Source organism: Pseudomonas entomophila (assembly GCF_013523125.1).
In the GTDB taxonomy this organism is placed as follows: domain Bacteria; phylum Pseudomonadota; class Gammaproteobacteria; order Pseudomonadales; family Pseudomonadaceae; genus Aquipseudomonas; species Aquipseudomonas entomophila_B.
Genome location: NZ_JAAMQJ010000003.1, coordinates 23,394 through 47,141, shown reverse-complemented (window position 1 = coordinate 47,141; position 23,748 = coordinate 23,394). Strand labels below are relative to the sequence as shown.

Annotated in this window: 21 protein-coding genes, 1 tRNA gene and 1 pseudogene; 17 read left to right on the top strand and 6 right to left on the bottom strand. The window is 64.5% G+C overall.

Going from position 1 to position 23,748, the window contains the following annotated elements; translation table 11 throughout:
• Positions 1-7: 7 nt before the first annotated feature.
• From G7007_RS02755 to G7007_RS02740, 4 genes are read left to right on the top strand one after another with little or no spacing between them, the layout of a single operon-like run.
• On the top strand, positions 8-976 hold the full coding sequence (locus tag G7007_RS02755) for a YbgA family protein (RefSeq protein ID WP_181098915.1): 969 nt from the start codon (positions 8-10) through the stop codon (positions 974-976).
• The gene (locus G7007_RS02750; RefSeq protein WP_181098914.1) at positions 966-1,886 is read left to right on the top strand and encodes a MerR family transcriptional regulator; all 921 of its coding nucleotides are present in this window, start codon (positions 966-968) and stop codon (positions 1,884-1,886) included. Before G7007_RS02755 ends, G7007_RS02750 begins: the two co-directional genes overlap by 11 nt.
• A complete protein-coding gene (phrB, locus tag G7007_RS02745) occupies positions 1,877-3,301 on the top strand; it encodes a deoxyribodipyrimidine photo-lyase (RefSeq protein WP_181098913.1) in 1,425 nt (474 codons plus the stop codon). The genes G7007_RS02750 and phrB overlap by 10 nt, the downstream gene beginning before the upstream one ends.
• 9 nt (positions 3,302-3,310) lie before the next feature.
• Positions 3,311-4,006 (top strand): SDR family NAD(P)-dependent oxidoreductase, encoded by a 696-nt coding sequence (locus tag G7007_RS02740; protein WP_181098912.1) that lies wholly within the window; start codon positions 3,311-3,313, stop codon positions 4,004-4,006.
• 46 nt (positions 4,007-4,052) lie between these two features.
• Here G7007_RS02740 and murI read toward each other — a convergent pair whose 3' ends face one another.
• Genes murI through hemA form a run of 5 tightly spaced genes read right to left on the bottom strand, consistent with a single transcriptional unit; the run spans position 4,053 to position 8,779 of the window.
• Entirely contained in the window at positions 4,053-4,850 is a 798-nt protein-coding gene (gene murI / locus G7007_RS02735) for a glutamate racemase (RefSeq protein ID WP_181098911.1), read from the bottom strand.
• Positions 4,843-5,598 (bottom strand): molybdopterin-synthase adenylyltransferase MoeB, encoded by a 756-nt coding sequence (locus G7007_RS02730; RefSeq protein ID WP_181098910.1) that lies wholly within the window; start codon positions 5,596-5,598, stop codon positions 4,843-4,845. The genes murI and G7007_RS02730 overlap by 8 nt, the downstream gene beginning before the upstream one ends.
• Positions 5,592-6,422: a peptide chain release factor N(5)-glutamine methyltransferase gene (gene prmC / locus G7007_RS02725; RefSeq protein ID WP_181098909.1), complete on the bottom strand. Its 831-nt coding sequence runs from the start codon at positions 6,420-6,422 to the stop codon at positions 5,592-5,594. The genes G7007_RS02730 and prmC overlap by 7 nt, the downstream gene beginning before the upstream one ends.
• Positions 6,423-7,505 (bottom strand): peptide chain release factor 1, encoded by a 1,083-nt coding sequence (prfA, locus tag G7007_RS02720; protein ID WP_181098908.1) that lies wholly within the window; start codon positions 7,503-7,505, stop codon positions 6,423-6,425.
• The gene (hemA, locus tag G7007_RS02715; RefSeq protein WP_181098907.1) at positions 7,502-8,779 is read right to left on the bottom strand and encodes a glutamyl-tRNA reductase; all 1,278 of its coding nucleotides are present in this window, start codon (positions 8,777-8,779) and stop codon (positions 7,502-7,504) included. The genes prfA and hemA overlap by 4 nt, the downstream gene beginning before the upstream one ends.
• Before the next feature lie 169 nt (positions 8,780-8,948).
• Between hemA and G7007_RS02710 the strand changes: the two genes are divergently transcribed.
• The 12 genes and pseudogenes from G7007_RS02710 (at position 8,949) to G7007_RS22465 (ending at position 20,257) form a co-directional block, all read left to right on the top strand.
• On the top strand, positions 8,949-10,676 hold the full coding sequence (locus tag G7007_RS02710; protein ID WP_181098906.1) for a tetratricopeptide repeat protein: 1,728 nt from the start codon (positions 8,949-8,951) through the stop codon (positions 10,674-10,676).
• 8 nt (positions 10,677-10,684) lie between these two features.
• Entirely contained in the window at positions 10,685-11,299 is a 615-nt protein-coding gene (gene lolB / locus G7007_RS02705; protein ID WP_181099050.1) for a lipoprotein insertase outer membrane protein LolB, read from the top strand.
• Between the two features lie 3 nt (positions 11,300-11,302).
• The gene (gene ispE / locus G7007_RS02700; protein ID WP_181098905.1) at positions 11,303-12,148 is read left to right on the top strand and encodes a 4-(cytidine 5'-diphospho)-2-C-methyl-D-erythritol kinase; all 846 of its coding nucleotides are present in this window, start codon (positions 11,303-11,305) and stop codon (positions 12,146-12,148) included.
• A 33-nt stretch (positions 12,149-12,181) separates the two neighbouring features.
• Positions 12,182-12,256, top strand: a tRNA-Gln gene (locus G7007_RS02695).
• 48 nt (positions 12,257-12,304) lie between these two features.
• Positions 12,305-13,246: a ribose-phosphate pyrophosphokinase gene (locus G7007_RS02690; protein ID WP_060392573.1), complete on the top strand. Its 942-nt coding sequence runs from the start codon at positions 12,305-12,307 to the stop codon at positions 13,244-13,246.
• Between the two features lie 123 nt (positions 13,247-13,369).
• Positions 13,370-13,969, top strand: a complete 600-nt coding sequence (locus G7007_RS02685) for a 50S ribosomal protein L25/general stress protein Ctc (RefSeq protein WP_181098904.1) — start codon at positions 13,370-13,372, stop codon at positions 13,967-13,969.
• Positions 13,970-14,047: 78 nt separating this feature from the next.
• Positions 14,048-14,632 (top strand): aminoacyl-tRNA hydrolase, encoded by a 585-nt coding sequence (gene pth, locus G7007_RS02680; RefSeq protein ID WP_181098903.1) that lies wholly within the window; start codon positions 14,048-14,050, stop codon positions 14,630-14,632.
• A gap of 22 nt (positions 14,633-14,654) precedes the next feature.
• Positions 14,655-15,755 (top strand): redox-regulated ATPase YchF, encoded by a 1,101-nt coding sequence (ychF, locus tag G7007_RS02675; RefSeq protein WP_060392570.1) that lies wholly within the window; start codon positions 14,655-14,657, stop codon positions 15,753-15,755.
• Between the two features lie 206 nt (positions 15,756-15,961).
• Positions 15,962-17,419, top strand: coding sequence for an AAA family ATPase (locus G7007_RS02670; RefSeq protein WP_181098902.1), 1,458 nt, complete (start codon positions 15,962-15,964; stop codon positions 17,417-17,419).
• A complete protein-coding gene (gene ptuB / locus G7007_RS02665; RefSeq protein WP_181098901.1) occupies positions 17,420-18,064 on the top strand; it encodes a retron Ec78 anti-phage system effector HNH endonuclease PtuB in 645 nt (214 codons plus the stop codon).
• Between the two features lie 213 nt (positions 18,065-18,277).
• Positions 18,278-19,390, top strand: a pseudogene (locus tag G7007_RS22470) (Cache 3/Cache 2 fusion domain-containing protein); the annotation flags it as partial.
• Positions 19,388-20,257, top strand: coding sequence for a methyl-accepting chemotaxis protein (locus G7007_RS22465; protein WP_375139473.1), 870 nt, complete (start codon positions 19,388-19,390; stop codon positions 20,255-20,257). The pseudogene G7007_RS22470 and the gene G7007_RS22465, both read left to right, overlap by 3 nt.
• Before the next feature lie 42 nt (positions 20,258-20,299).
• Here G7007_RS22465 and G7007_RS02655 read toward each other — a convergent pair whose 3' ends face one another.
• Positions 20,300-23,194, bottom strand: a complete 2,895-nt coding sequence (locus G7007_RS02655; protein WP_181098899.1) for a PAS domain-containing protein — start codon at positions 23,192-23,194, stop codon at positions 20,300-20,302.
• Positions 23,195-23,477: 283 nt separating this feature from the next.
• On the opposite strand from G7007_RS02655, the gene G7007_RS02650 reads away from it, so the two are divergent.
• Positions 23,478-23,741: a DUF6429 family protein gene (locus tag G7007_RS02650; RefSeq protein WP_181098898.1), complete on the top strand. Its 264-nt coding sequence runs from the start codon at positions 23,478-23,480 to the stop codon at positions 23,739-23,741.
• Positions 23,742-23,748 lie beyond the last annotated feature (7 nt).

Here is a 23,748-nt window from a genome sequence, read left to right as displayed (position 1 = left end):
GATGACGATGAACACGTCCGTGCCTTCCCGCAAGCCCCGCATCGGGGTCAGCGCCTGCCTCGCGGGCGATGAAGTCCGCTACAACGGTGGACACAAGTCGTCCTCGCTGTGTCACACGCTGTTCGACGAGCATTTCGACTGGGTCACCCTGTGTCCCGAGATGGCCATCGGCCTGGGCGTGCCCCGCGAGCCCATCCGCTTGATCGGTGACCCGGAGGCGCCGAACGTAGTCGCCACGCGCGATCCTGATGAGGATTACGGCCCTGCCCTGCGTGATTACGGCAAGCGCATGGCGGGGGAACTGGGCGATATCTGTGGCTACATCTTCATGCAGAAATCGCCCTCCTGTGGCCTGGAGCGAGTCAAGGTCTACCAGGAAAACGGCCATCCGGCCCTCAAGGGCGGCCGAGGTGCCTATGCGGCGGCGTTCTGTGCCGAGAAGCCCGACCTGCCGGTGGAAGAGGAAGGACGCCTGCATGACGCCGTGTTGCGCGAGAACTTCGTCAGCCGCGTCTATGCCTACGCTGACTGGCAGTCACAGTTGGCCCAGGGGCTGGACCGCGGCGCGTTGATCGCCTTTCATTCGCGCTACAAGTACCTGCTGATGGCCCACAACCCCCAGGCCTATCGCGAACTGGGGCGTCTGCTGGGTACCATGACCCGCGACGACGACCCTCAGGCGGTCGGGACGCGCTATTTCAGCCAACTCATGACGGCTCTGCGCCGTTGCGCCAACCGGGGCACGCACAGCAACGTCCTGCAGCATCTGGTCGGCTACCTGCGCCCCGTCATCTGCAGCGATGACAAGGTCGAGCTGCAGCGCCTGATCACCCAGTACCAGCAGGGCATCGTTCCGCTGGTCGTGCCGATGACCCTGCTCAAGCATCACCTGCACAACCATCCTGACCCTTACCTGCTGCAGCAGGCCTATCTCAACCCTCACCCGGAAAAGCTGGGGCTGCGCAATGTCATCTGAAACCTTGCTGCCCATTCGCGACGTCGCCCGCCTGACGGGCGTCAATCCCGTCACGCTGCGTGCCTGGGAGCGACGCTATGGGCTGATCGTTCCGCAACGCACCGCCAAGGGGCACCGGCTCTACTCACAGGAACAGCTCGGCCGTGTCCGCGTCATCCTCGGCTGGCTCGACCGGGGGGCGTCGGTGGGTCAGGTGCGCGCCCTGCTCGAACAGCAATCGACGGTCTTGCCTGAGCTGGAGGGCGAGTGGCAGACGCGCGCCAGGCAACTGATCGACGCCATTGGCCGCCTGTCACAGCGCGCACTCGACCAGCAGCTCAACCAGGCCATGGCCCTCTACCCGGCCATCACCCTGTGCGAGCGCCTGCTGCTGCCGGTGCTCGAGCACCTGGCCCAGCGCTGGCAACCACCGTTCGAAGCCGAGCTGGAGACGGTGTTCTTCCACGGTTGGCTGCGCAGCAAGCTGGGCGCCAGGGTGTACCACGACGTCCAGTCCCTGGAAGGTCCTGCCGTGCTGCTGGCCACGGACAACCGTGAGCCGTTCGATGCCCATTTCTGGCTGGCGGCCTGGCTGCTCAGCAGCAGCGGACAGGCCGTGGAAACGCTTGAGCAACCGGTGACCGGCCGGCAGTTGCAACAGGCCGTGGAGCGCCTGACGCCTTGTGCAGTGATGCTGCACCTGGGCCGCTCACTCGACGTGTCGACACTGCGCCGGACGCTTGAGGGTATCCACGTGCCCGTGTTGCTCGGAGGGCCATCACTGGCCCTGCACCGGACTGGACTCCAGGACCTTGCCGAGACAGGACGCTCGCTGTTCGACACGCCTCACGCCGCGTTGCGGCACTTTCAAGCCATCAAGCATGCCAGCAACTACCTTTCTCTGCCTGACGAAGACCACCCATGCAACTGACCTGGCTGCGCAGCGACCTGCGCCTCGACGACAACACCGCGCTGCAGGCCGCCTGTGAACGAGGCCCGACCGTCGCGCTGTGGCTGGTCACGCCAGGGCAATGGCAGGCGCACGACGACGCGGCGTGCAAGGTCGATTTCTGGCTGCGCAACCTGGCGGCCTTGCGCACGCGTCTGGATGCCATGAACATCCCGCTGTTGATTCGTCATATCGACACCTGGGCCCAAGTCCCGGAGACCGTGCTGGCGCTCTGTAATCAACACGTGATCGAGGCGGTCCACTGGAACGCCGAGTACGGCGTCAACGAAGAAACCCGCGATACCGCCGTACGCACCGCGCTGGAAGACGCCGGTATCGAAGCGCACGATCACCTGGACCAACTGCTGTTCAAGCCTGGTTCGGTGCTGACGCGCAACGGGCACTACTTCCAAGTCTTCGGTCAATTCCGCAAGGCCTGCATGGAGCGCCTTTTGGGCAGCCTGCCCGCCATTGTCCCGTCGGTTCGCAAGCAGGCTCCCTTGTCCATCCCGAGCAGCCAGCTGCCCAAGCACGTCGACGGCTTCGCCCCACCCGCTGAGTCGCTGCGTACGCTCTGGCCTGCTGGCGAAGCCGAGGCCCAGCATCGACTGGCCCGCTTTCTGGACGAGATCGCTGAAGACTATGACCACCTTCGCGACCTGCCGGCAAAACAGGGCACCAGCCAGTTATCGGCCTACCTGGCCGCAGGCGTGATTTCGGTACGTCAGTGCCTGCATGCCGCCCTCGGCCACAACCGGGGTGACCTCGACAGTGGCAACCAAGGCGTGCAGACCTGGATCACCGAGCTGCTCTGGCGCGAGTTCTACAAGCACATCCTGACCGGTTACCCCCACGTGTCCCGTCATCGAGCCTTTCGACCGCAGACCGAGGCCCTGCCCTGGCGTCATGCGCCTGACGAGCTAAAGGCGTGGCAAGAAGGCCGTACGGGCTTTCCATTGATCGATGCAGCCATGCGCCAGTTGCTCGCCACCGGCTGGATGCACAACCGGTTGCGCATGATCACCGCCATGTTCCTGACCAAGAATCTGTTGATCGACTGGCGTGAAGGCGAGCGCTACTTCATGCGCCACCTGATCGATGGCGACTTGGCCGCCAACAATGGCGGCTGGCAATGGAGCGCCTCCACAGGCACGGACTCGGTGCCGTATTTCCGTATCTTCAACCCCGTCACTCAATCACGGCGATTTGATCCAAATGGGCGCTTTATCGGCCAATGGATACCGGAAATTGATCATCTGTTCAAAAACGTTCATCTCCCGCCGCTCACTTCTGACATAGTTGAAAACCATGGGTATCCACGACCCATCGTGGAGTTGAGCGAGAGTCGAAAACGCGCCTTGGAGGCTTTCAAAGGGCTGCCTCGTATTCAAGGCTAAGGAGTTGAAGTGGGCGAATCGCTGGTCGTCTGGGTCACTGGCGCTTCCAGTGGTCTTGGGTACGCCTTGATCAATTACTTGCTGAAAAAAGGTCATCGCGTGGCCGCAAGCGTCAGGCCTGATGTCTCTCTCACGCCCTTCTCAGGACATGAGGATGTGCACAATTTGTTGCTGGTGCCCCACCTGTTGACCGATGCGCAGGCCGCGGTTGAGACGAGCGCCATGATCGAGGCACGTTGGGGTAGCCTGAACCTGTGCATCCTCAATGCGGGCACCTGCGACTACGTCCCTGCCCAGATCACGGCCAATACGTTGTTCGCTAGCATCATCCAGACCAATCGGCGCGCCGCCAGGCACGTTCTCGAGGCTGCCATGCCCTTGTTGGCGAAAGCGCGCAAGCCCCTGGTGCTCGGTCTTTTCAGTCAGGCTTCAGCCGCTCAGGAAGGGGATCCGGCCCTGCCGCTCTCGACCAGCAACAGCCTGGTGCAGTGGTTCAGGGAGCAACGTCAACCTCTCCAGGCCCAGGGCGTCGGCCTGTCGCTGATCGCGCCCTCGTCGATCAAGCTGCCCGTATTCGGCCGACCGATGCCGCCCGGCGAGTGGACCGCGGAGAAGGCGGCTCATCGGATCGTCGAGACGCTGCCAGGCCGGCACCCTGAACTGGTTCTGGAAGCGTTGAACGTGGACGCGCTGTGGCCCCTCTAGCGGGTCGACTTCGGGTATTCGGCGGGCTTGGCGAGCAAGGCGGGTTTCACCGCGCCAAACGCCGAACCTCATCGGGAGCGCCCCACAACACAGGCAGCGTTCGCGCGAAGGCCACCGGATCCCCGCTGGTCCAGAAACGTGTGGCATTCGCAGGAGGGGCGGCGAGCAGCGCACGCTCTTCCAGCAGCCGGCGCACCTGTCGCGCCACCGCAGTGCCCGTGTCGATGAGAATGACCGAAGACGGCAGCAGATCGGCCAGCAACGGCTTGAGGAAGGGGTAATGGGTACAGCCCAAGATCACGGTATCGCAACCGGCGGTGATCAGCGGCTGCACGTAGCCTGCCAGCAACGCTCGCAATGCCGGGCTGTGCAGATTCCCTTCTTCGATCAGCTCGACCAGCCCTGGACAGGGCTGGGTGATGACCCGCACGTCGCTGGCGAAGCGGTCGAGCAAGGCGGCGAACTTGGCGCTCTGCAAGGTGCCGGTGGTCGCCAGCACGCCGACCACGCCATTGCGGGTGGCCGAAGCTGCGGGCTTGACCGCAGGCTCCATGCCGACCAGTGGCCAGCCGGGGTAGGCCTCACGCAGGTCGGCGACCGCGGCGGCCGTTGCGGTGTTGCACGCCAGGACCAGGGCCTTGGCGCCCTGCTCCCGAAAGAAGTCGGCGATGATCCGGCAGCGCTGGCGAATGGCCTCGGGGGATTTTTCCCCGTAGGGCACGTGCCCACCGTCGGCCACGTACAACAGACTTTCCCAGGGCAGCAAGCGTCGGATCTCGGCCAGCACCGACAACCCGCCCACACCCGAATCCATCACGCCGATCGGCGCGTTGCGCTCATTCATGGCGATGGCCACACACGGCACACCCTGGATCACGCTTGACCCGAAGTTCGCGCAGGCGCGTGCCGAGCGCGTCGATCAGCAGCAGCCGGCCGACCAGGGTTTCACCAAAGCCAGCCAGCAGCTTCAGCGCCTCGAGCGCCTGCACACTGCCGACCAGCCCCACCAGCGGGCCGAGTACGCCGGCCTCGCTGCAGGTCAGCTCGGCCTCGCTGCCATGTCCGTAGAGGCAGTGGTAGCACGGGCTGTGCACCTGGCGGGTGTCGAAGACCGTCAACTGCCCCTCCAGGCGAATCGCCGCGCCGCTGACCAAGGGTTTTTCCTGGCGTACGCAAGCCCGGTTGACCGCTTCGCGGGTGGCGAAATTGTCGGAACAGTCCAGCACCAAGTCGACAGCGCCCACGGCCTCGACCAGGGCCTCGTCATCCAGGGCCTGCCGATGGGCCACCAGACGCACCTCAGGGTTGAGCGCCGTCAGCCGCTGCAGCGCGGAGTCGACCTTGCTCGCACCGACGCTGAGCGTGTCATGCAGGATCTGGCGCTGCAGGTTGGTCACGTCGACGTCGTCGAAGTCGGCCAGGTGCAGCTCGCCGACACCGGCGCCCGCCAGGTACAGCGCGACCGGCGAGCCCAGCCCGCCCAGGCCGACGATCAGCACGCGGCTGCGCTGCAGGCGCAGCTGGCCCTTGATGTCGACCTGCGGCAGCAGGATCTGGCGACTGTAGCGCAGCAGCGCCTGGTCGCTCAGCATGGCAGGCGGCCCAGGCTGACGCGCGGATGGCCTGCCAGATCGGGAACATTGTCGACCGCTTCGAAGCCGTGGCGCAGCAACAGCTCGCGCACGGCGGGGGCCTGATCGAATCCATGTTCGAGCAGCAGCCAGCCGCCTGGCACCAGGTGCGTCGGCGCCTGGACGATGATCGTGCGCAGGTCGTCCAGGCCATCGGGGCCGGCGACCAGGGCGCTGCTGGGTTCAAAGCGCACATCGCCAACGGCCAGGTGCGGATCGGCGCTGGCGATGTAGGGCGGATTGCTCAGGATCACGTCGAAGCGCTGGTCGGCCAGCGCCTCGAACCAGTGGCTGGCCAGGATATGGACATTGTCCAGGCGCAGTCGCTGACGGTTGCGCTCGGCCAGGGCCACAGCCGCCTCGACACGGTCCACGGCCATGACCTGCCAGGCGGGGCGCTCGCTGGCCAAGGCCAGGGCGATGGCGCCGGTGCCCGTGCCCAGGTCCAGCACGCGTGCCGGTCCTGCGGGCAGGCGCTGCAGCGCGGCCTCGACCAGCAGCTCGGTTTCCGGGCGAGGAATCAACGTATGGGGCGCGACTTCCAGGTCCAGTTTCCAGAACCCTTGCTGCCCGAGAATGTAGGCGATGGGTTCACCGGCGCGGCGGCGCGCCAGGTAGCCGGCGAAGGCCTGCGCCGCCTCGTTGGGCACGATGCGCTCGGGCCAGGTGTGCAGGTAGCTGCGCGACTTGCCCAGGGCATGGGCGAGCAACAGCTCGGCATCCAGGCGCTCGGTGGGCGAACCCGGCAACTGCGCGGCGCGCAGCAGGCTGGCGATGATGGTCATTCAGTCTCCCAGTGCGGCCAGTTGATCGGCCTGGTATTCGGCCAACAGCGGCTCGATCACGGCATCGACGCCGCCGGCCAGGATCTCGTCGAGCGAATACAGGGTCAGGTTGACGCGGTGATCGGTCACTCGGCCCTGTGGGTAGTTGTAGGTACGGATGCGCTCGGAACGGTCGCCCGAGCCGACCAGCAGCTTGCGCTCGCTGGCCATGGCGTTCTGCGCGGCGCTGGTCTGCATGTCGTTGAGCTTGGCCGACAGCCAGGCCATGGCGCGGGCGCGGTTCTTGTGCTGCGAGCGCTCTTCCTGGCACTCGACCACGATGCCGGTGGGCAAGTGGGTGATGCGGATCGCCGAGTCGGTCTTGTTGACGTGCTGGCCACCGGCACCGGAGGCCCGGTAGGTGTCCACCCGCAGGTCGGCCGGGTTGATCTCGATCGCCGCCTGCTCATCGGGCTCGGGCAGCACCGCGACGGTGCAAGCCGAGGTGTGGATGCGCCCTTGGGACTCGGTCTCCGGGACACGCTGCACGCGGTGCGCACCGGACTCGAACTTGAGCTTGGCGTAGACGTTGTCGCCTTCGACTCGGGCGATGATCTCCTTGTAGCCGCCGTGCTCGCCCTCGTTTTCCGAGAGAATTTCCAGGCGCCAGCCGCGCTTTTCAGCGTACCGCGAATACATGCGGAACAGATCGCCGGAGAAGATCGCCGCCTCGTCCCCACCGGTGCCAGCGCGGATTTCCAGGAACACGTTGCGCCCGTCGTTGGGGTCCTTGGGCAACAGCATGCGTTGCAGGCCGCCTTCGAGCGCCTGCAACTGCTGCTTGGCCTCGCCGACTTCCTCGACGGCCATCTCGCGCAGGTCCGGATCGCTGTCCTTGAGCAGCGCTTCGGCGCCCTTGAGATCGTCCTGAACCTTGCACCATTGGCGGTAGGCGGCGATCACCGGCTCGACTTCGGCGTATTCGCGCGAGTAGGTCCGGAAACGTGCCTGGTCGGCGATCGTCTGCGCATCGCCCAGCAGGGCGGTCAGTTCTTCGAAACGGTCCTGGAGCGTGTCCAGTTTGTTGAGCAGCGACGCTTTCATTGCGGAGTCTTGTCCGTGGGGCCTTCGTTGAGGGCAAACAATTCCTGAGCCATGGCCAGCGCATCGACGCGGCCTTCGGCGGACAGCTTCTTCAACTGCACGCTCGGGGCGTGCAGCAGCTTGTTGGTCAGACCTCGAGCGAGCTGGGCCAGCACCTCTTCCGGGTTGCCGCCGTTGGCCAGCAGCCGCTGGGCCTTTTGCAGCTCGTCGTCACGCAGGCGTTCGCTCTGCTGGCGGTAGGCCTTGAGCACGTCCACGGCCGCCAGTTCGCGCAGGCGCACCATGAAGTCCTCGGCCCCGGCGCCGACCAGCTCTTCGGCGGCCTGCGCGGCGCCCTGGCGGCTCTTGAGGTTTTCCGCCACCACGTCGTGCAGGTCGTCGACGGTATACAGGTAGACGTCGTCGAGTTCGCCGACTTCCGGCTCGATGTCGCGGGGCACGGCGATGTCGACCATGAAGATCGGCTTGTGCCGCCGCTGCTTGAGGGCGCTTTCCACCGCGCCCTTGCCGAGGATCGGCAACTGGCTGGCCGTGGAGCTGATGACGATGTCGCTGTTGGCCAGCTCCTGAGGGATGTCGGCCAGCAGGACGGCATGGGCCCCGAACTGCTCGGCCAGCAGGCTGGCACGCTCGAGGGTCCGGTTGGCCACCACGATCCGGCGCACGCCCTGCTCGTGCAGGTGGCGGGCCACCAGCGTGATGGTTTCGCCGGCACCGATCAGCAGCGCCTGACTGCGTCCGAGGTCGCTGAAGATCTGCCGGGCCAGGCTGACGGCGGCGAACGCCACCGACACCGGGTTCTCGCCGATCGCGGTATCGGTGCGCACCTGCTTGGCAGCGCTGAAGGTGGCCTGGAACAGCCGGCCCAGCAGCGGGCCGATGGTGCCGGCTTCACGCGCCACGGCATAGGCCGATTTCATCTGGCCGAGGATCTGCGGCTCGCCCAGGACCAGCGAGTCGAGGCCGGAGGCCACGCGCATCATGTGGCGCACGGCAGCGTGCTCTTCGTGCACATAGGCGCTGGCCCGCAGTTCGTCCAGGCTCAGGCGGTGATAGTCGGCCAGCCACAGCAGCACGTCGTCGGCCGACAGGTGCTCTTGCTCCAGGTACAGCTCGCTGCGGTTGCAGGTCGAGAGGATCGCGGCTTCACGGCTGGCGGTCAGTCGACACAGTTGCTGCAGGGCATCGACCAACTGTTCGGGCGTGAACGCCACGCGCTCGCGAACGTCCACCGAAGCGGTCTTGTGGTTGATGCCAAGTGCGAGAAAGGCCATGCAAAATCGCTGGTGATGACAGGAAGCCGATAATTGTCCTACTTCGCAGGTTCCAGAACAACCACCGTTCACTATTGTCTCAATAGGCCTTGGCCATCGCAGGTGGGTTTGCCCCAGCGCTTGTGTCATGATTGCCACGACTGCCGGTGAGCCCTCCAAAGCCTCTTCTATGACCAGATCCCACGCATTGCTACTCGCCTTCGCCCTGCTCCAGGGCTGCCAGAGCCTGCCGTCGCAGACGCCGCAGAGCGCTGCGCCCGTGGCCGAGGCCGCGCCTGCCGAACCGGCCAAGCCGGTGGTGTATGGCTCCTTCGCGCCCGAGACGCTGTACAGCCTGCTGGTGGCCGAACTGGCCGGTCAGCGCAACCGCTTCGACCTCGCGCTGGACAACTACGTCGACCAGGCCGAGAAGACCCAGGACCCGGCCGTCTCCGAACGGGCCTACCGGATCGCCGAATACCTGGGCGCCGACCAGCCGGCACTGGACACCGCCCTGATCTGGGCACGGCATGCCCCCGATAGCCTGGACGCTCAACGCGCCGCCGCCATCCAGCTGGCCCGCGCCGGGCGCTACGACGACGCCATGACCTACATGGAGCGCGTGCTGCAGGGCCAGGGCGACACGCATTTCGATTTCCTCGCGCTGTCGGCGGCCGAGACCGACCAGGCCACCCGCGACGGCCTGCTCAAGAGTTTCGACCGGCTGCTGGCCAAGCACCCCGACAACGGCCAGTTGCTGTTCGGCAAGGCCTTGCTGCTGAACCAGGACGGCAAGACCCAGGAGGCCCTCGACCTGCTCGAGGCGCACCCGGCCCAGGGCGACGACATCGCCCCGATGCTGCTGCGCACCCGGCTGCTGCAGGCACTCGACCGCGGGCCTGAAGCGCTGCCCCTGCTGCAGAAGGCGATTCGCGAGAACCCCGACGACAAGCGCCTGCGCCTGACCTACGCGCGCACCCTGGTCGAACAGGACCGCCTGGCCGAAGCCAAGGTCGAGTTCGCCAGCCTGCTGCAGCAGTACCCGGACGACGACGAGCTGCGCTACTCCCTGGCGCTGGTGAGCATCGAGACCCAGGACTGGCAGGAAGCCGAGGGTTACCTGCAGGAATTGATCGACCGTGACAGCAACGTCGATGCCGCCCACCTCAACCTCGGGCGCATCCGCGAGGACCGTGGCGATGCGGCTGGCGCCCTGCGCGAATACGCCTTGGTCGGCCCTGGCGAGCAGTACCTGGCCGCTCACCTGCGTCAGGCGGCCATCATGATCACCCAAGGCCGGGACAAGGAAGCCTCGCGCCTGCTCGACCAAGCGCGCGAAGCCCAGCCGGACCTGGCCGTCCAGCTGTACCTGGTGGAGGCAGAGGCCTTCAGTAACGACGGCAAGGACACCCAGGCCGAGGCGGTGCTGACCCAGGCGCTGAAGCATTACCCGGACGACCTGAACCTGCTTTACAGCCATGCCATGCTGGCCGAGAAGCGCGGTGACATCCCGCGTCTGGAGCGCGACCTGCGCGCCATCCTGGCCCGCGAGCCGCAGAACGCCATGGCCCTGAACGCCCTGGGCTACACCCTGGCCGACCGCACCACCCGCTACGCCGAAGCCAAGGCGCTGATCGAGCAGGCGCACCAGTTGACGCCGGACGACCCGGCCGTGCTCGACAGCCTGGGCTGGGTGAACTACCGCCTGGGCCATCTGGACGAAGCCGAGCGCCTGTTGCGCCAGGCCTTCGCGCAGTTCCCCGACCCTGAAGTCGCGGCCCACCTGGGCGAAGTGCTCTGGGCCAACGGCAAGCGCCGTGAAGCACGCCAGTTCTGGGCCAAGGGCTTCGCTGCCCAGCCTGACAGCCCCCTCCTGCGCAAGACCGTCCTGCGCCTGACCGGATCCGAGAGTCTTTGACCATGTCCATGCTGCGCCACTGCACCACCTTCTTCCTGATCGCCCTGCTCGCCGGCTGCGCCGGCACCGGTTCGCGCGAGGCCCTGCAAGGGCACGGCAATCCACAGCAGTGGCAAGCCCACAAACAGCAGCTGTCGAACCTCGACGGCTGGCAGATCAACGGCAAGATCGGCATCCGCGCCCCGAAGGACTCGGGCAGCGGCACCTTGTTCTGGCTGCAACGCCAGGATTACTACGACATACGCCTGGCCGGCCCGCTCGGTCGCGGCGCAGCACGCCTGACCGGTCGTCCGGGCGGCGTGGTGCTGGAAGTCGCCAACCAGGGCCGCTACGAATCGCCCTCGCCCGAGGCCCTGCTGGAAGAACAGCTGGGCTGGAAGCTGCCGGTCTCCCATCTGGTCTGGTGGGTCCGCGGCCTGCCGGCACCGGACACCAAGAGCCAGCTGACGCTCGATGGCGACAGCCACCTGGCAAGCCTAAACCAGGACGGCTGGCAGGTGCAGTACCTGAGCTACACCGAGCAGAACGGCTTCACCGTGCCCGAGCGCATCAAGCTGCACGGTCAGGACCTGGACGTCACGCTGGTGATCAAGGACTGGCAGCCGCGCCAGCTGGGGCACTGATCCATGGCGCGCCTGATCTTGCCGGCCCCGGCCAAGCTCAACCTGTGGCTGCACATCCTCGGCCGTCGGGCCGACGGCTACCACGAACTGGAAACCGTGTTCCAGTTTCTCGAGCATGCCGACCAGCTGAGCTTCGAAGTCCGCCAGGACGGTGAGATCCGCCTGCACGACACCCTCGCCTCGGTGGCCCACGACAGCAACCTGATCGTGCGCGCGGCGCGCGGCCTGCAGCAGGCGTCGGGTTGCACGCTGGGTGCGGACATCTGGCTGGACAAGGTCCTGCCCATGGGCGGCGGCATCGGCGGCGGCAGCTCGGACGCCGCGACCACCCTGCTGGCGCTCGATCATCTCTGGCAACTGCACTGGAGCCATGATCGCCTGGCCGAACTGGGTCTGACGCTGGGCGCCGACGTGCCGGTGTTCGTGCGCGGGCACGCGGCGTTCGCGCAGGGAGTCGGCGAGCGGCTGACCCCGGTCGATCCAGCCGAGCCCTGGTACGTGGTGCTGGTGCCGCAAGTGTCTGTCAGCACTGCGGAAATTTTTTCACATCCACAGTTGACACGTGATTCCCTCCCCCTTAAGATGCGCCCCGTTCCCGAGGGAAACAGTCGAAATGACTGCCAACTTGTGGTAGAGCACAGTTATCCAGCCATTCGCGCAGCATTGAATGAACTGGGCCAGTACACTGAGGCTCGACTCACCGGGACTGGAAGTTGCGTGTTTGGGTCCTTCCCAAGCAAAGCCGAAGCTGATAGAGTTCTGGCCCTCCTTTCAGAGACCCAAACAGGGTTCGTCGCCAAGGGCAGCAACGTTTCGATGCTGCACCGAACGCTTCAAAGCCTGCTCTAGGTATCGAGTATCGCACTCGAAAGCAACAGATACAGGGGCGTCGCCAAGCGGTAAGGCAGCAGGTTTTGATCCTGCCATGCGTTGGTTCGAATCCAGCCGCCCCTGCCATTTTCCTTATACTCATCCAGGTATACCCTCAGCCTTCAGGTACTGCGCGTGTCCAAGATGATGGTCTTTACGGGGAATGCCAACCCCGATCTGGCTCGGCGTGTCGTACGTCAGCTGCACATCCCTCTGGGTGATGTTTCTGTCGGCAAGTTCTCCGACGGCGAAATCAGCACTGAAATCAATGAAAACGTCCGCGGTAAGGATGTCTTCATCATTCAGCCTACGTGCGCGCCAACCAACGATAACCTGATGGAACTGGTGGTGATGGCTGATGCCTTCCGCCGCTCCTCAGCCTCCCGAATCACCGCCGTGATTCCCTACTTCGGATACGCCCGCCAGGACCGCCGTCCGCGTTCGGCTCGTGTTGCCATCAGTGCCAAAGTGGTCGCTGACATGCTCACGGTCGTGGGTATCGACCGTGTACTCACCGTCGACCTGCACGCAGACCAGATCCAGGGCTTCTTCGATATCCCCGTCGACAACATCTACGGCTCGCCCGTACTGGTCGACGACATCGAGGACCAGCGCTTCGAGAACCTCATGATCGTGTCCCCGGACATCGGTGGCGTCGTGCGTGCACGTGCCGTCGCCAAGTCCCTGGGCGTCGACCTGGGGATCATCGACAAGCGCCGCGAGAAGGCCAATCACTCCGAAGTGATGCACATCATCGGCGACGTCGAAGGGCGCACTTGCATCCTGGTAGACGACATGGTCGATACCGCCGGCACCCTGTGCCACGCGGCCAAGGCCCTGAAAGAACACGGCGCTGCACGGGTCTATGCCTACTGCACGCACCCTGTCCTGTCGGGTCGCGCGATCGAGAACATCGAGAAGTCCGTGCTCGACGAGCTGGTGGTGACCAACACCATCCCGCTGTCGGCCGCGGCTCAAGCCTGCGACCGTATCCGCCAGCTGGATATCGCGCCGGTGGTTGCCGAAGCGGTCCGCCGCATCAGCAACGAAGAATCGATCAGCGCGATGTTCCGCTAACGCGGACGTCACGCTGATACATACGCCCCGCCCCGACGTTCGCGCCGGGGCGGGGCTTTTTTGCCCTCTCCGGTCCGGTGCTGGTCGCAAGCACCCTCCGGAAGGCTTATTTGGAGAAACAACATGACCGATTTCATCCTGAACGCCCAAGCGCGTACTGACCTGGGGAAAGGTGCGAGCCGCCGCCTGCGTCACTCCGCCAACATCCCTGCCGTCGTCTACGGTGGTAACAAGGACGCCGAATCCCTGACCATCGTGGCCAAGGAAATCGCCAAGCTGTTCGAAAACGAAGCGGCCTTCAGCCACGTGATCGAACTGAACGTCGACGGCGCCAAGCAGAACGTCATCGTCAAGGCGATGCAGCGTCACCCGTCCAAAGGCTTCATCATGCACGCCGACTTCGTTCGCGTCGTCGCTGGCCAGAAGCTGACCGCCAAGGTTCCGGTTCACTTCATCAACGAAGAAGCCCCGGTCAAGAAAGGCGGCGAAATCTCGCACACCGAGAACGACATCGAAGTCTCCTGCGAAGCCAAGGACCTGCCTGAGTTCATCGAAGTGGACCTGGCCAACGCTGAAATCGGCACCATCATCCACCTGTCGGACCTCAAGGCTCCTCAGGGCGTCGAGTTCGTGGCCCTGGCCCACGGCGACGACAAGGCGGTTGCCAACGTTCACGCGCCACGCGTCGAAGCCGCAGACGAAGCAGAAGGCGCTGCCGAGTAATCACTCGCACGCCGGCGTTGACCGGGTCACCCTGCCCTGCGCACGGTGACCCACCAACTCCAAGGAAGAGCCCCTGACGTGACCGCCATCCAGTTGATCGTCGGCCTGGGTAACCCCGGCCCCGAATACGAACAGACCCGGCATAACGCAGGGGCTCTTTTCGTTGAACGCATTGCCAGCGCCCAGCGCGTCACCTTGACCGCTGACCGCAAGTATTTCGGCCTGACGGCTAAATTCAGCCATCAGGGCCATGACGTTCGTCTGTTGATCCCCACCACCTACATGAACCGCAGCGGCCAGTCCGTGGCGGCCTTGGCGAATTTCTTCCGCATCAAGCCGGAAGCGATCCTGGTGGCCCACGACGAACTCGACCTGCCCCCCGGCGTCGCCAAGCTCAAGCGCGGCGGCGGACACGGCGGGCACAACGGGCTGCGCGACATCATCGCCCAGCTCGGCAACCAGAACGACTTCCACCGCCTGCGGCTCGGCATCGGCCACCCGGGTGACGCCAAGCTGGTGTCCAACTTCGTCCTGGGTCGTGCGCCGCGCGCCGAACAGGACAAGCTCGACGCCAGCATCGATTGTGCCCTCGGCGTGCTGCCGGACGTCCTGGCCGGCGATTTCGCCAAGGCCATGCGCGAACTGCACAGCCAGAAGGCCTGAATTCACCAAGAGGGGAATACCCATGGGTTTCAACTGCGGCATCGTCGGCCTGCCCAACGTGGGCAAATCCACCCTGTTCAACGCCCTGACCAAGTCGGGCATTGCGGCGGAAAACTTCCCCTTCTGCACCATCGAGCCGAACAGCGGCATCGTACCGATGCCCGACGCCCGCCTGGATGCCCTGGCCGCCATCGTCAAGCCCAACCGCGTGCTGCCGACCACCATGGAGTTCGTCGACATCGCCGGCCTGGTGGCCGGTGCCTCCAAGGGTGAGGGCCTGGGCAACAAGTTCCTGGCCAACATCCGCGAGACCGACGCCATCGCCCACGTGGTGCGCTGCTTCGAAGACGAGAACGTGATCCACGTCTCCAACAGCGTCGACCCCAAGCGCGACATCGAGATCATCGACCTCGAGCTGATCTTCGCCGACCTCGACAGCTGCGAGAAGCAGTTGCAGAAGGTCACCCGCAATGCCAAGGGCGGTGACAAGGAAGCCCTGGCGCAGAAAGCCATTCTCGAGAAGCTCATCCCCCACTTCACCGAAGGCAAGCCCGCGCGCAGCCTGATGAAGGACATGGGCGCCGACGAGAAGGCGGTGATCCGTGGTTTTCACCTGCTGACCAGCAAGCCGGTGATGTACATCGCCAACGTGGCTGAAGACGGCTTCGAGAACAACCCGCACCTGGACGTGGTCAAGGCCATCGCCGAGGAAGAAGGCGCGGTCGTGGTGCCGGTGTGCAACAAGATCGAAGCCGAGATCGCCGAACTCGACGAAGGCGAAGAGAAAGACATGTTCCTCGAAGCCCTGGGCCTCGAAGAACCCGGCCTGAACCGCGTGATCCGTGCCGGCTATGGCCTGCTCAACCTGCAGACCTACTTCACCGCCGGCGTGCAGGAAGTCCGTGCGTGGACCGTGCGCATCGGTGCCACCGCGCCCCAGGCGGCCGGCGTCATCCACACCGACTTCGAGAAGGGCTTCATCCGTGCCGAAGTGGTCGCCTATGACGACTTCATCCAGTACAAGGGTGAAAGCGGCGCCAAGGAAGCTGGCAAGTGGCGCCTGGAAGGCAAGGACTACATCGTCAAGGACGGTGATGTGATGCACTTCCGCTTCAACGTCTGATGTACAAACAGTAGTGCAGATGATTACGCACGCACGCTGTGCGTACGCCGGATAGATCCCTCCAGAAAGCCCCTTGTTTGGGGCTTTCGCGCTTTCACGCGTTGTCCATGGCTGCATTATGGTCGTCAGCTCAGGGCCGCTTTGCCGCTGCACCGGGAGACGACCAACAGGTAGACTAGTGCTTTAAGCACTGGCTTGGAGTTCTCATGGGCGCGCAAGAAAACACGGCAAGTGCCGAAACAGATTCGCTTCGGCTTTCCCGATTGCAGCTGCATGATTTCCGTTGCTTCGAAATGATCGACATAGACTTCCATCCGCGCTTGACCGTACTGGTTGCAGCTAACGGTGTCGGCAAGACGTCCATTCTGGATGCCATCGCTGTAGCTTTCGGACCCTATGTAGGAGCGTTCGACGAGGCCGTGGGCAAGCACCTGGAACCCAGTGACATACGCCAGTTCCGCGCCCGACGAACCCATACCAATGAGATGGAACATGCGCCTCAAGGTGCGCGGATCGAGGCGACCGGGATCATTCCTGGCCGTTCGCCCGATCAATTGGCTCATGATGTGCTGCCTTCCGTCTGGCACCGTCATCTATCGAGCACCACGAAAACCAAGACGTCGGTCAAAGATGCCAAGGTGTTGGTAAGCTACGGCAAGCGCATGCAGGAAGCAGCGCGTACACAAGGTGCTGACACTGTCCTTCCGTTGATCGCTTACTACGGCACAGGTCGACTATGGCAGCAGAAGAAACTGACAGACGCAAAGCGTATCCAGCGTACGTCCAGGACCGTAGGCTATACCGACTGCCTGGACCCAGCCTCCAGCTACAAATCGTTCGTGCAGTGGTTTCGTTATTGGAGTCTCAACGCCAAGGAAGCCCAACTCAAAGCACTGGAAGCAGGCGTCAATGCTATCGAGACTGAATTCCATGGCTACCTTCACTCAGTGAGTCGTGCTGTGGACACCTGCATCCAACCCGCCGGCTGGAGCGGCATTCAGTATTCTTTCACGCGCGACGCTCTGGTCGCCCGTCACGAACAGCTTGGGGAACTGCCGGTAGAATGGCTTAGCGACGGCATTCGCAACATGATCGGTATGGTGGCCGATATCGCATTCCGGGCAACCAAGCTCAATGGACACCTTGGGGCACAGGCTGCGCAAAAGACGCCTGGCGTGGTGCTGATCGATGAAGTCGACATGCATCTTCACCCCGAATGGCAGCAAGTGGTATTGCTCAACCTGGCTGAAGCCTTTCCGGCCATGCAGTTTATCGTCACGACTCACAGCCCTCAGGTATTAAGTACAGTAGCCTCGGACAACGTTCGGATACTGCGCACCGAACTGGACCCTACGACGTCCAGTCGATTGACCACCGTCACCACGCCGCAGTGGCAGACACGCGGTGTTGCCAGCTCCGACCTGATGGCTCGAATCATGGGCGTAGACCCCGTGCCTCAGGTGCCTGAAGCCATGTGGGTGTCCGACTATCAGGCGCTGATCCAGCAAAATCTGCATGAACAACCTGAAGGACAGGCGTTGAGAAGCAAGCTAGACGCTCACTTTGGCGCAGAACATCCAGTGCTCCGCGACTGTGAACGACAAATTCGTTTGCAGCTCATAAAGCAGCGCCTCCCGCACCCTCTTGGCAAGAGAGAACACTGAGTGCGCCGCCTGCATCGGATACACGAGCCGCGCTCGGGTTTGAAGCGTTATCGACACGGTCAGGATAAGTGGAGTCATACCTGCCCGACGCAAGAGGAACGCCAGGATATCTGGACAGCTCTGGAACTCATGCAGGGTGATCGATGCGCCTACTGCGAAGGGCCGATGGGCACGGACAACCGTCACATCGAACATTTCCGCCAACGTCGAACCTATCCTGAGGGCACGTTCGACTGGAGCAACCTGTTTGGCTCGTGCAACCGCGCAGGCAGCTGTGGGAAAGCCAAGGATCAGTGCGGATCCTATCGACCAGACGTTCTGATCAAGCCAGACGTGGATGACCCGGATGCTTTTCTGGTGTTCACCCCCAGCGGTACGGTGGAGCCCCGGGCAGGCTTGAATAGGATTGATCGTCATCGAGCATGTGAAACCATCCGGATTCTCGGATTGGACGGGGCGTTGAATGAGATTCGTCGCGCAGAGTTGTGCGGTTATCTTCAAACACTGGAATACTTCGTTGAGTACGCCGAGGCGTTTCCCGAAGACGAGGAATGGGTCAAGGAGCTACAGCGAGAAGTCGACAACACCTCGCACTTACCGTTTGCGACTGCTATCAGGCATGTGCTGACGCGCCAAAGTGAATGAGCAAAAGAGAAACGCCCCATGGTGTAACTGTTTTGCTTTCTCGATATGAGCGGTGAAAGCATCCGCCACGCCGCACATCTCTCCTTCCTCAAGAAATTTAGCCAGGTGTCGATCCAATGGCACCAGCGCCCCTGAACTGGACATGGACGGCCTGGACAAGAAAAGACCGATCAACACGATTCGGTCACTCTGCCCTTTCGCCAGGAGCCTTGCATGCCCAGCCCCCGCACCCATATCGCCTCTCAGCTTGGCGTCGCTCTCGCCGTCGTGCTGGCCGTCGTGATCACCGGCAGCACCCTGTTCGCCTTGCATGCGCTGAACGACGCCAACCTCGAAACCCGCCAGGAACATCTGCTCAGCGAAGCACGGCTGCTGGCCGACCAGCTCGACACCTTTCACGGCTCGCTCAAGGACAACACCCAGCGCCTGAGCGGCCTGTTCGAGCGGCGCTTCGCCACGGGCCTGGCCTTGCGAGGTGGCGAGACGGTGACGGTGGCCGGAGAAGCCACGCCCGCGCTCTACCTGAACGACCGGTTGCTGAACAACGACGTGCAGCAGGTCGATGACTTCAAGGACATGACGGCAGGCGTGGCCACCGTGTTCGTGCGCAGCGGCGACGACTTCGTGCGCATCAGCACGTCGCTGACCAAGCAGGATGGCAGCCGCGCCCTGGGCACCCGGCTCGATCGTCAGCACCCCGCCTACGCGCGCCTGCTGGCAGGTCAGACCTACGTCGGTCGTGCCGTGCTGTTCGAGCGCAACTACATGACCCGTTATGTCCCGGTACGCGACAGTGGTGGGCATGTGATCGCCGTCCTATTCGTCGGCTTCGACTACACCGACGCGCAGAATACCCAGTTCGCCAACCTGAAGCGGTTTCGCATCGGCCAGACCGGCTCGCTGGCCCTGCTCGACGAACATGGCACCTGGCTCGTCGCACCGGCCGAGGTGAACGACCTCACGGCAGCCAGCCAGGCCTTTGCAGGCATGGACAGCCAGCCGGGGCACTTCTGGCAGGACGGCAAGCGCATGCTGTTCAGCGTCACGACACCCTTCGCCGAAGGTCCATGGACGGTGGTCGCGAGCATGCCCGAGACCGAACTGGAGGAAGTGACCTGGAGCGTCGGCCTGCGCCTGGCCATCGGCAGCCTGCTGGCCATGGCACTCGCCATCGCCGCTACGCTCTGGCTGCTGCGACGCAAGCTGCGGCCACTGGCCGGGCTGGTGACCCAGGCCCAGGCCTTGGGCGCGGGCGACCTCGGCGCACGCTTGCCGGTGACCAGCCAGGACGAGATCGGGCAACTGGCCGGCAGCTTCAACCAGATGGCCGATGCCCTGGCCACCATGGTCGAGCACATTCGCCAGGCGTCCGGGCAGGTCAGCGAGCGGGCGCATGCCTTGGCCGGTCTCTCCGCCGCGGCCTGCGAGGGCATGGAGCGGCAGTCGGGCGAGATCACCAGCATGGCGGGCGCCGTGGAAGAGTTCAGCGCCACGTCCCTGGACATCGCCGACACCATGGCGGGCACCGAGCGTACCGCGCGGGACAATGCCCAGCAGACCCGGGTCGGACGCAGCGCCATGGACGAAGCCTCGACCTCGCTGCGGCAGATCGCCGACGCCTTGGGCGGCACAGCGGCGGCAATGGACACGCTGGGTGCGCGCTCCCAGGAGATCGGTGGCATCGTCGGGGTGATCACCGCCATTGCCGAGCAGACCAACCTGCTGGCGCTCAACGCCGCCATCGAAGCCGCACGCGCGGGCGAGCAGGGCCGTGGCTTCGCGGTGGTGGCCGATGAGGTCCGCAGCCTGGCCGGGCGCACGCGTCAGGCGACCGACGAGATCTCAGGCATGATCGCCAGCATCCAGCAGCAGACCGAGCAAGCGATCGGCACCTTGGCCCAGGGTAACCAGCTGATGCACGAAGGCCTGGCCCGCAACGACCAGGTCGCCCAGGCGTTGGCCCAGATCGACGAGCAGAGTCGTGCGGCGGGGGAACAGTTCACGCTGATCAACACCGCCACTCAAGAACAGAGCAGCACGGCGACCGTGCTCAGCCGCAACCTGCAGAGCATCGCCCAGGCCAACGGGCAGCAGCACGAGGTGGCCAACGACCTGGCCGCGACGGCCAAGGAACTCGAAGGGCTGGCCGCACAGTTGCGCCGGGAAGTGGATCGCTTCAGGGTCAACGCCTGATCCAGGGCAGCACCAGGCGCCGTGCGAGCGCCCGGTTTCGGGTCAATGGCTCATCAGTTCCTTGACCCGCATGGCCAGGGCATCCACCGCGAACGGCTTGGTCAGCACCTGCATGCCGGGGCCGAGGTAATTGTCGTCGAGCGCCGCGCTTTCGGCATAGCCGGTGATGAACAAGGTGCGCATGCCAGGCCGAAGCTCGCGCCCGGCGTCGGCCAGTTGCCGTCCGTTCATGCCACCTGGCAGCCCGACGTCGGTGACCAGCAGGTCGATGTGCAGGTCCGAGCGCAGCAGCTGCAGCCCTGACAGGCTGTCGCCTGCTTCGAGCACGGTGTAGCCCAGATCCCCCAGCACATCGGTGAGCAGCATGCGCACGGTCGGTTCGTCGTCCACCACCAGGATGGTCTCGCCCGACTCGGTGGACGCAGCCGGGAAGTCGCCGTCCTGGTCTTCGTCGCGCACCACGTCACCCAGGTGCCGTGGCAGGTAGATCGACACCGTCGTGCCCTGGCCGACGAGGGAGTGGATGCGCACCTGGCCGCCGGACTGCTTGGCGAACCCGTAGATCATCGACAGCCCCAGGCCGGTCCCCTGCCCCAACGGCTTGGTGGTGAAGAACGGGTCGAAGGCCTTGGCGATGATGTCCTCGCTCATGCCCGTGCCGGTGTCGGCGACCGACAGGCACAGGTAGTGCCCGCTGACCAGGTCGAGGGCCATGGCCAGCTCGTCGCCGATGCGCCGGTTGCTGGTCTCGATGATGATGCGTCCACCCTCGGGCATGGCATCCCGGGCATTGATCGCCAGGTTGAGCAAGGCGTTTTCCAACTGGCTGGCATCGACCCGGGCCGGCCACAGCCCGGCCGTCGGCACGGTTTCGACCTGGATACCCGGGCCTACCGAGCGCTGGATCAGCTCGCTCATGCCTGCGACCAGGATGTTCACGTCGGTGGGCCGGGGGTCGAGGGTCTGGCGTCGGGAGAAGGCCAGCAGACGGTGGGTCAGCGAGGCGGCGCGCTTGACCGCCCCCTGGGCCGCGTGCAGGTAACGGTCCACCTCGTTGGCGCGGCCCTTGGCGATGCGCGCGCCGATCAGCTCCAGGGAACCGGAGATGCCCGCCAGCAGGTTGTTGAAGTCGTGAGCCAGGCCGCCGGTCAACTGCCCGACCGCCTCCATCTTCTGCGACTGGCGCAGCTTTTCCTCGGCCTGCATCAGGGCTGTGGTGCGCTCGGCGACGCGCTGCTCGAGGGTGTCGTTGAGCGCGCGCAAAGCGTTGGTGGCCCGGTCGCGCTCGGCTTCGATGGCACGGCGCTCCTGCACGTTGATCAAGACGCCTGGGAAATCCGTGGGGGTGCCGTCTTCGGCACGATCGACCCGGCCATTGGCCTCGATCCAGTAGTAGTGCCCATCGGCGCGGCGCACACGGTACTGGTGCGCGTAGGCGCCACCCCGGGCGATGGCATCGTCGATGGCATCGATCAGGCCCTGGCGATCGTCGGGGTGCACGGTGGTGATCACCTGCTCCAGGCTGAGCCCGCTGCGGCCCAGGGCCGGATCGAGGCCGAAGGCGATGGCGAAGGCTTCGTCGACGGTGAAGCAGTCGGTCGGCAGGTGCCAGTGCCAGGTGCCGATGATCGCGCCGGCGGCCAGGGCCAGCTGCACACGTTCGACGTTCTCGCGGGCCAGGGCTTCGCTGGCCTGCAGGCGGTCCTGAGCGTTACGCCGAGCCGTGACGTCGTTGAAGACGATCCCGATCTGCCGCTCGGCTGGATCGCCCACCCGTGTGGCACGCACGTCGAACCAGCGTTCGAAGGCTTCGGCATAGTTCTCGAAGTTGGCCGGCTCGCCTGTCTTGGCCACATGACCATAGGTTTCGAACCAGAAGGGCTCCAGGTCTGGCGCGTACTCGGTGACCCATTTGCCGCGCAGGTCCACGCCGGACTCGCGGGCAAAGGCCGGATTGACCTCGATGAAGCGGTAGTCTATCGGCTTGTCATCATCGTCGAACTTGACCTGGACGATGGCGAAGGCCGCCTCGATGGTGTCCACCACGGTGCGAAAACGCTCCTCGCTCTTGCGTAGGGCAGTCTGGGCGTGACGCATGCTGGTCAGGTCGAGCATCGCGCCGATCATGCGGATGGCACGGCCTTCACCGTCACGGATGAGGTGACCGCGGTCGAGGACCTCGGCATAGGAACCGTCCTGGCGGCGGAAGCGGTACTCATCGCTCCAGGCGCTGCCCTGGCCATCGATCACGCCGTGGATCGAATCGTGGATGCGCTGCCGGTCCTCGGGATGGATCTGCGAGAGCCACCATTGCCCGGTGGTCTCGATCTGCGCCAGCGGATGCCCGTAGGCCTGTTCGAGGGCGTCGTTCCAGAGCACGTGGTTGCCGACCAGGTCCCAGTCCCAAATGGCGTCGTTGGTCGCCTTGGCGGCCAGTCGATAACGCTCGCGGGTCTGCGCCATGGCACGTCCGGCCAGGTGCTCGCGGGTGCGATCACGCAGGATCTTCATGAACCCCAGGTGCGTACCGGACTCGTCGAGCAGCGGCATCATCTCGCAAGAGCCCCATAGACGACGATCGCCCTCACCCTGGTACCAGCGTTCGTCGCTGGCGCGCCCTTCGTGCAGCGCCATCTGCATGTCCTGCTCGATGTGGCCCTGCGTGCGGTCCTGGGTCGTGAAGATGCGGGCGATGTGCTGTCCGCGCATCTGCGCCGCGCTCCAGCCCATCAAGTGTTCGGCACCGGCGTTCCAGTCGGTGATGATGCCATCGGGGTCGGTGAGGACAATGGCGAAGTCGATGGCGCTGTCGAACACCGCACGTTGCCGTGCGGCGTCGCGGACGCAGGCCAACTGGCCCTTGCGACAGGAGGCGGGCATGGGCGCAGGGGGTTGCGGGTCGATCCCTGCCTGCTCGAGCCGTGCACGCAGGCGCATGACCTCGAGCTCGAGCGCTTCACGGGTAAGGTCTTTCAGGATCTGTCCTCTCTGCACTTCAATATTGCCGCTGGCGGCCGGTTCACGCTGCGAGCGCCGCGTAGCGCACAGTGAGGCCCGCCAGGGCGGGCGTCAAGCCTGCAGCGGGCTTGGGACCACGGCCATGGCTGGAATGCTCACGTTCCTGTACGTGCGCTGTCCCCGTCAGCCTGTCTGCCCCTTTGGCAATGCTCATTCTGTTCCTATACTCCACTCTTGCAATGAACCACCAAGGGAGCTTGCCATGCAGTACGACGAAGCACGTATCGACGACGCGGTCCTGGCCCTGCTGGAGACGTTCTCGTTCCAAGGAGGCCGCAGTTGGAAGAGCTATGACTGGGACGTGATGGACCGCCTGCACGAGCGCGGTCTGATCACCCAGCCGGCAGGCAAGCGTAAATCGATCCATCTGACCGAAGAAGGCGAGGCGCTCGGTCGTCAAGTGGCCGAGCGCCTGTTCGGCGTGTCCGAACCCGAATCGGCACCTGGCGACCCGCACCGGTCGTGAGACCAGT

What these genes read in the sequence shown, in the direction of transcription:
- G7007_RS22465 (WP_375139473.1), top strand. Translation starts at nt 19,388, where the DNA reads ATGGCCGATGCCCTGGCCACCATGGTCGAGCACATTCGCCAGGCGTCC.
- G7007_RS02710 (WP_181098906.1), top strand. Translation starts at nt 8,949, where the DNA reads ATGACCAGATCCCACGCATTGCTACTCGCCTTCGCCCTGCTCCAGGGC.
- hemA (WP_181098907.1), bottom strand. Translation starts at nt 8,779, where the DNA reads ATGGCCTTTCTCGCACTTGGCATCAACCACAAGACCGCTTCGGTGGAC.
- lolB (WP_181099050.1), top strand. Translation starts at nt 10,685, where the DNA reads ATGCTGCGCCACTGCACCACCTTCTTCCTGATCGCCCTGCTCGCCGGC.
- ispE (WP_181098905.1), top strand. Translation starts at nt 11,303, where the DNA reads ATGGCGCGCCTGATCTTGCCGGCCCCGGCCAAGCTCAACCTGTGGCTG.
- phrB (WP_181098913.1), top strand. Translation starts at nt 1,877, where the DNA reads ATGCAACTGACCTGGCTGCGCAGCGACCTGCGCCTCGACGACAACACC.
- prmC (WP_181098909.1), bottom strand. Translation starts at nt 6,422, where the DNA reads ATGACCATCATCGCCAGCCTGCTGCGCGCCGCGCAGTTGCCGGGTTCG.
- murI (WP_181098911.1), bottom strand. Translation starts at nt 4,850, where the DNA reads ATGAATGAGCGCAACGCGCCGATCGGCGTGATGGATTCGGGTGTGGGC.
- G7007_RS02755 (WP_181098915.1), top strand. Translation starts at nt 8, where the DNA reads ATGAACACGTCCGTGCCTTCCCGCAAGCCCCGCATCGGGGTCAGCGCC.
- G7007_RS02685 (WP_181098904.1), top strand. Translation starts at nt 13,370, where the DNA reads ATGACCGATTTCATCCTGAACGCCCAAGCGCGTACTGACCTGGGGAAA.
- ychF (WP_060392570.1), top strand. Translation starts at nt 14,655, where the DNA reads ATGGGTTTCAACTGCGGCATCGTCGGCCTGCCCAACGTGGGCAAATCC.
- prfA (WP_181098908.1), bottom strand. Translation starts at nt 7,505, where the DNA reads ATGAAAGCGTCGCTGCTCAACAAACTGGACACGCTCCAGGACCGTTTC.
- G7007_RS02730 (WP_181098910.1), bottom strand. Translation starts at nt 5,598, where the DNA reads ATGCTGAGCGACCAGGCGCTGCTGCGCTACAGTCGCCAGATCCTGCTG.
- G7007_RS02655 (WP_181098899.1), bottom strand. Translation starts at nt 23,194, where the DNA reads ATGCGCCTGCGTGCACGGCTCGAGCAGGCAGGGATCGACCCGCAACCC.
- G7007_RS02670 (WP_181098902.1), top strand. Translation starts at nt 15,962, where the DNA reads ATGGGCGCGCAAGAAAACACGGCAAGTGCCGAAACAGATTCGCTTCGG.
- G7007_RS02750 (WP_181098914.1), top strand. Translation starts at nt 966, where the DNA reads ATGTCATCTGAAACCTTGCTGCCCATTCGCGACGTCGCCCGCCTGACG.
- G7007_RS02650 (WP_181098898.1), top strand. Translation starts at nt 23,478, where the DNA reads ATGCAGTACGACGAAGCACGTATCGACGACGCGGTCCTGGCCCTGCTG.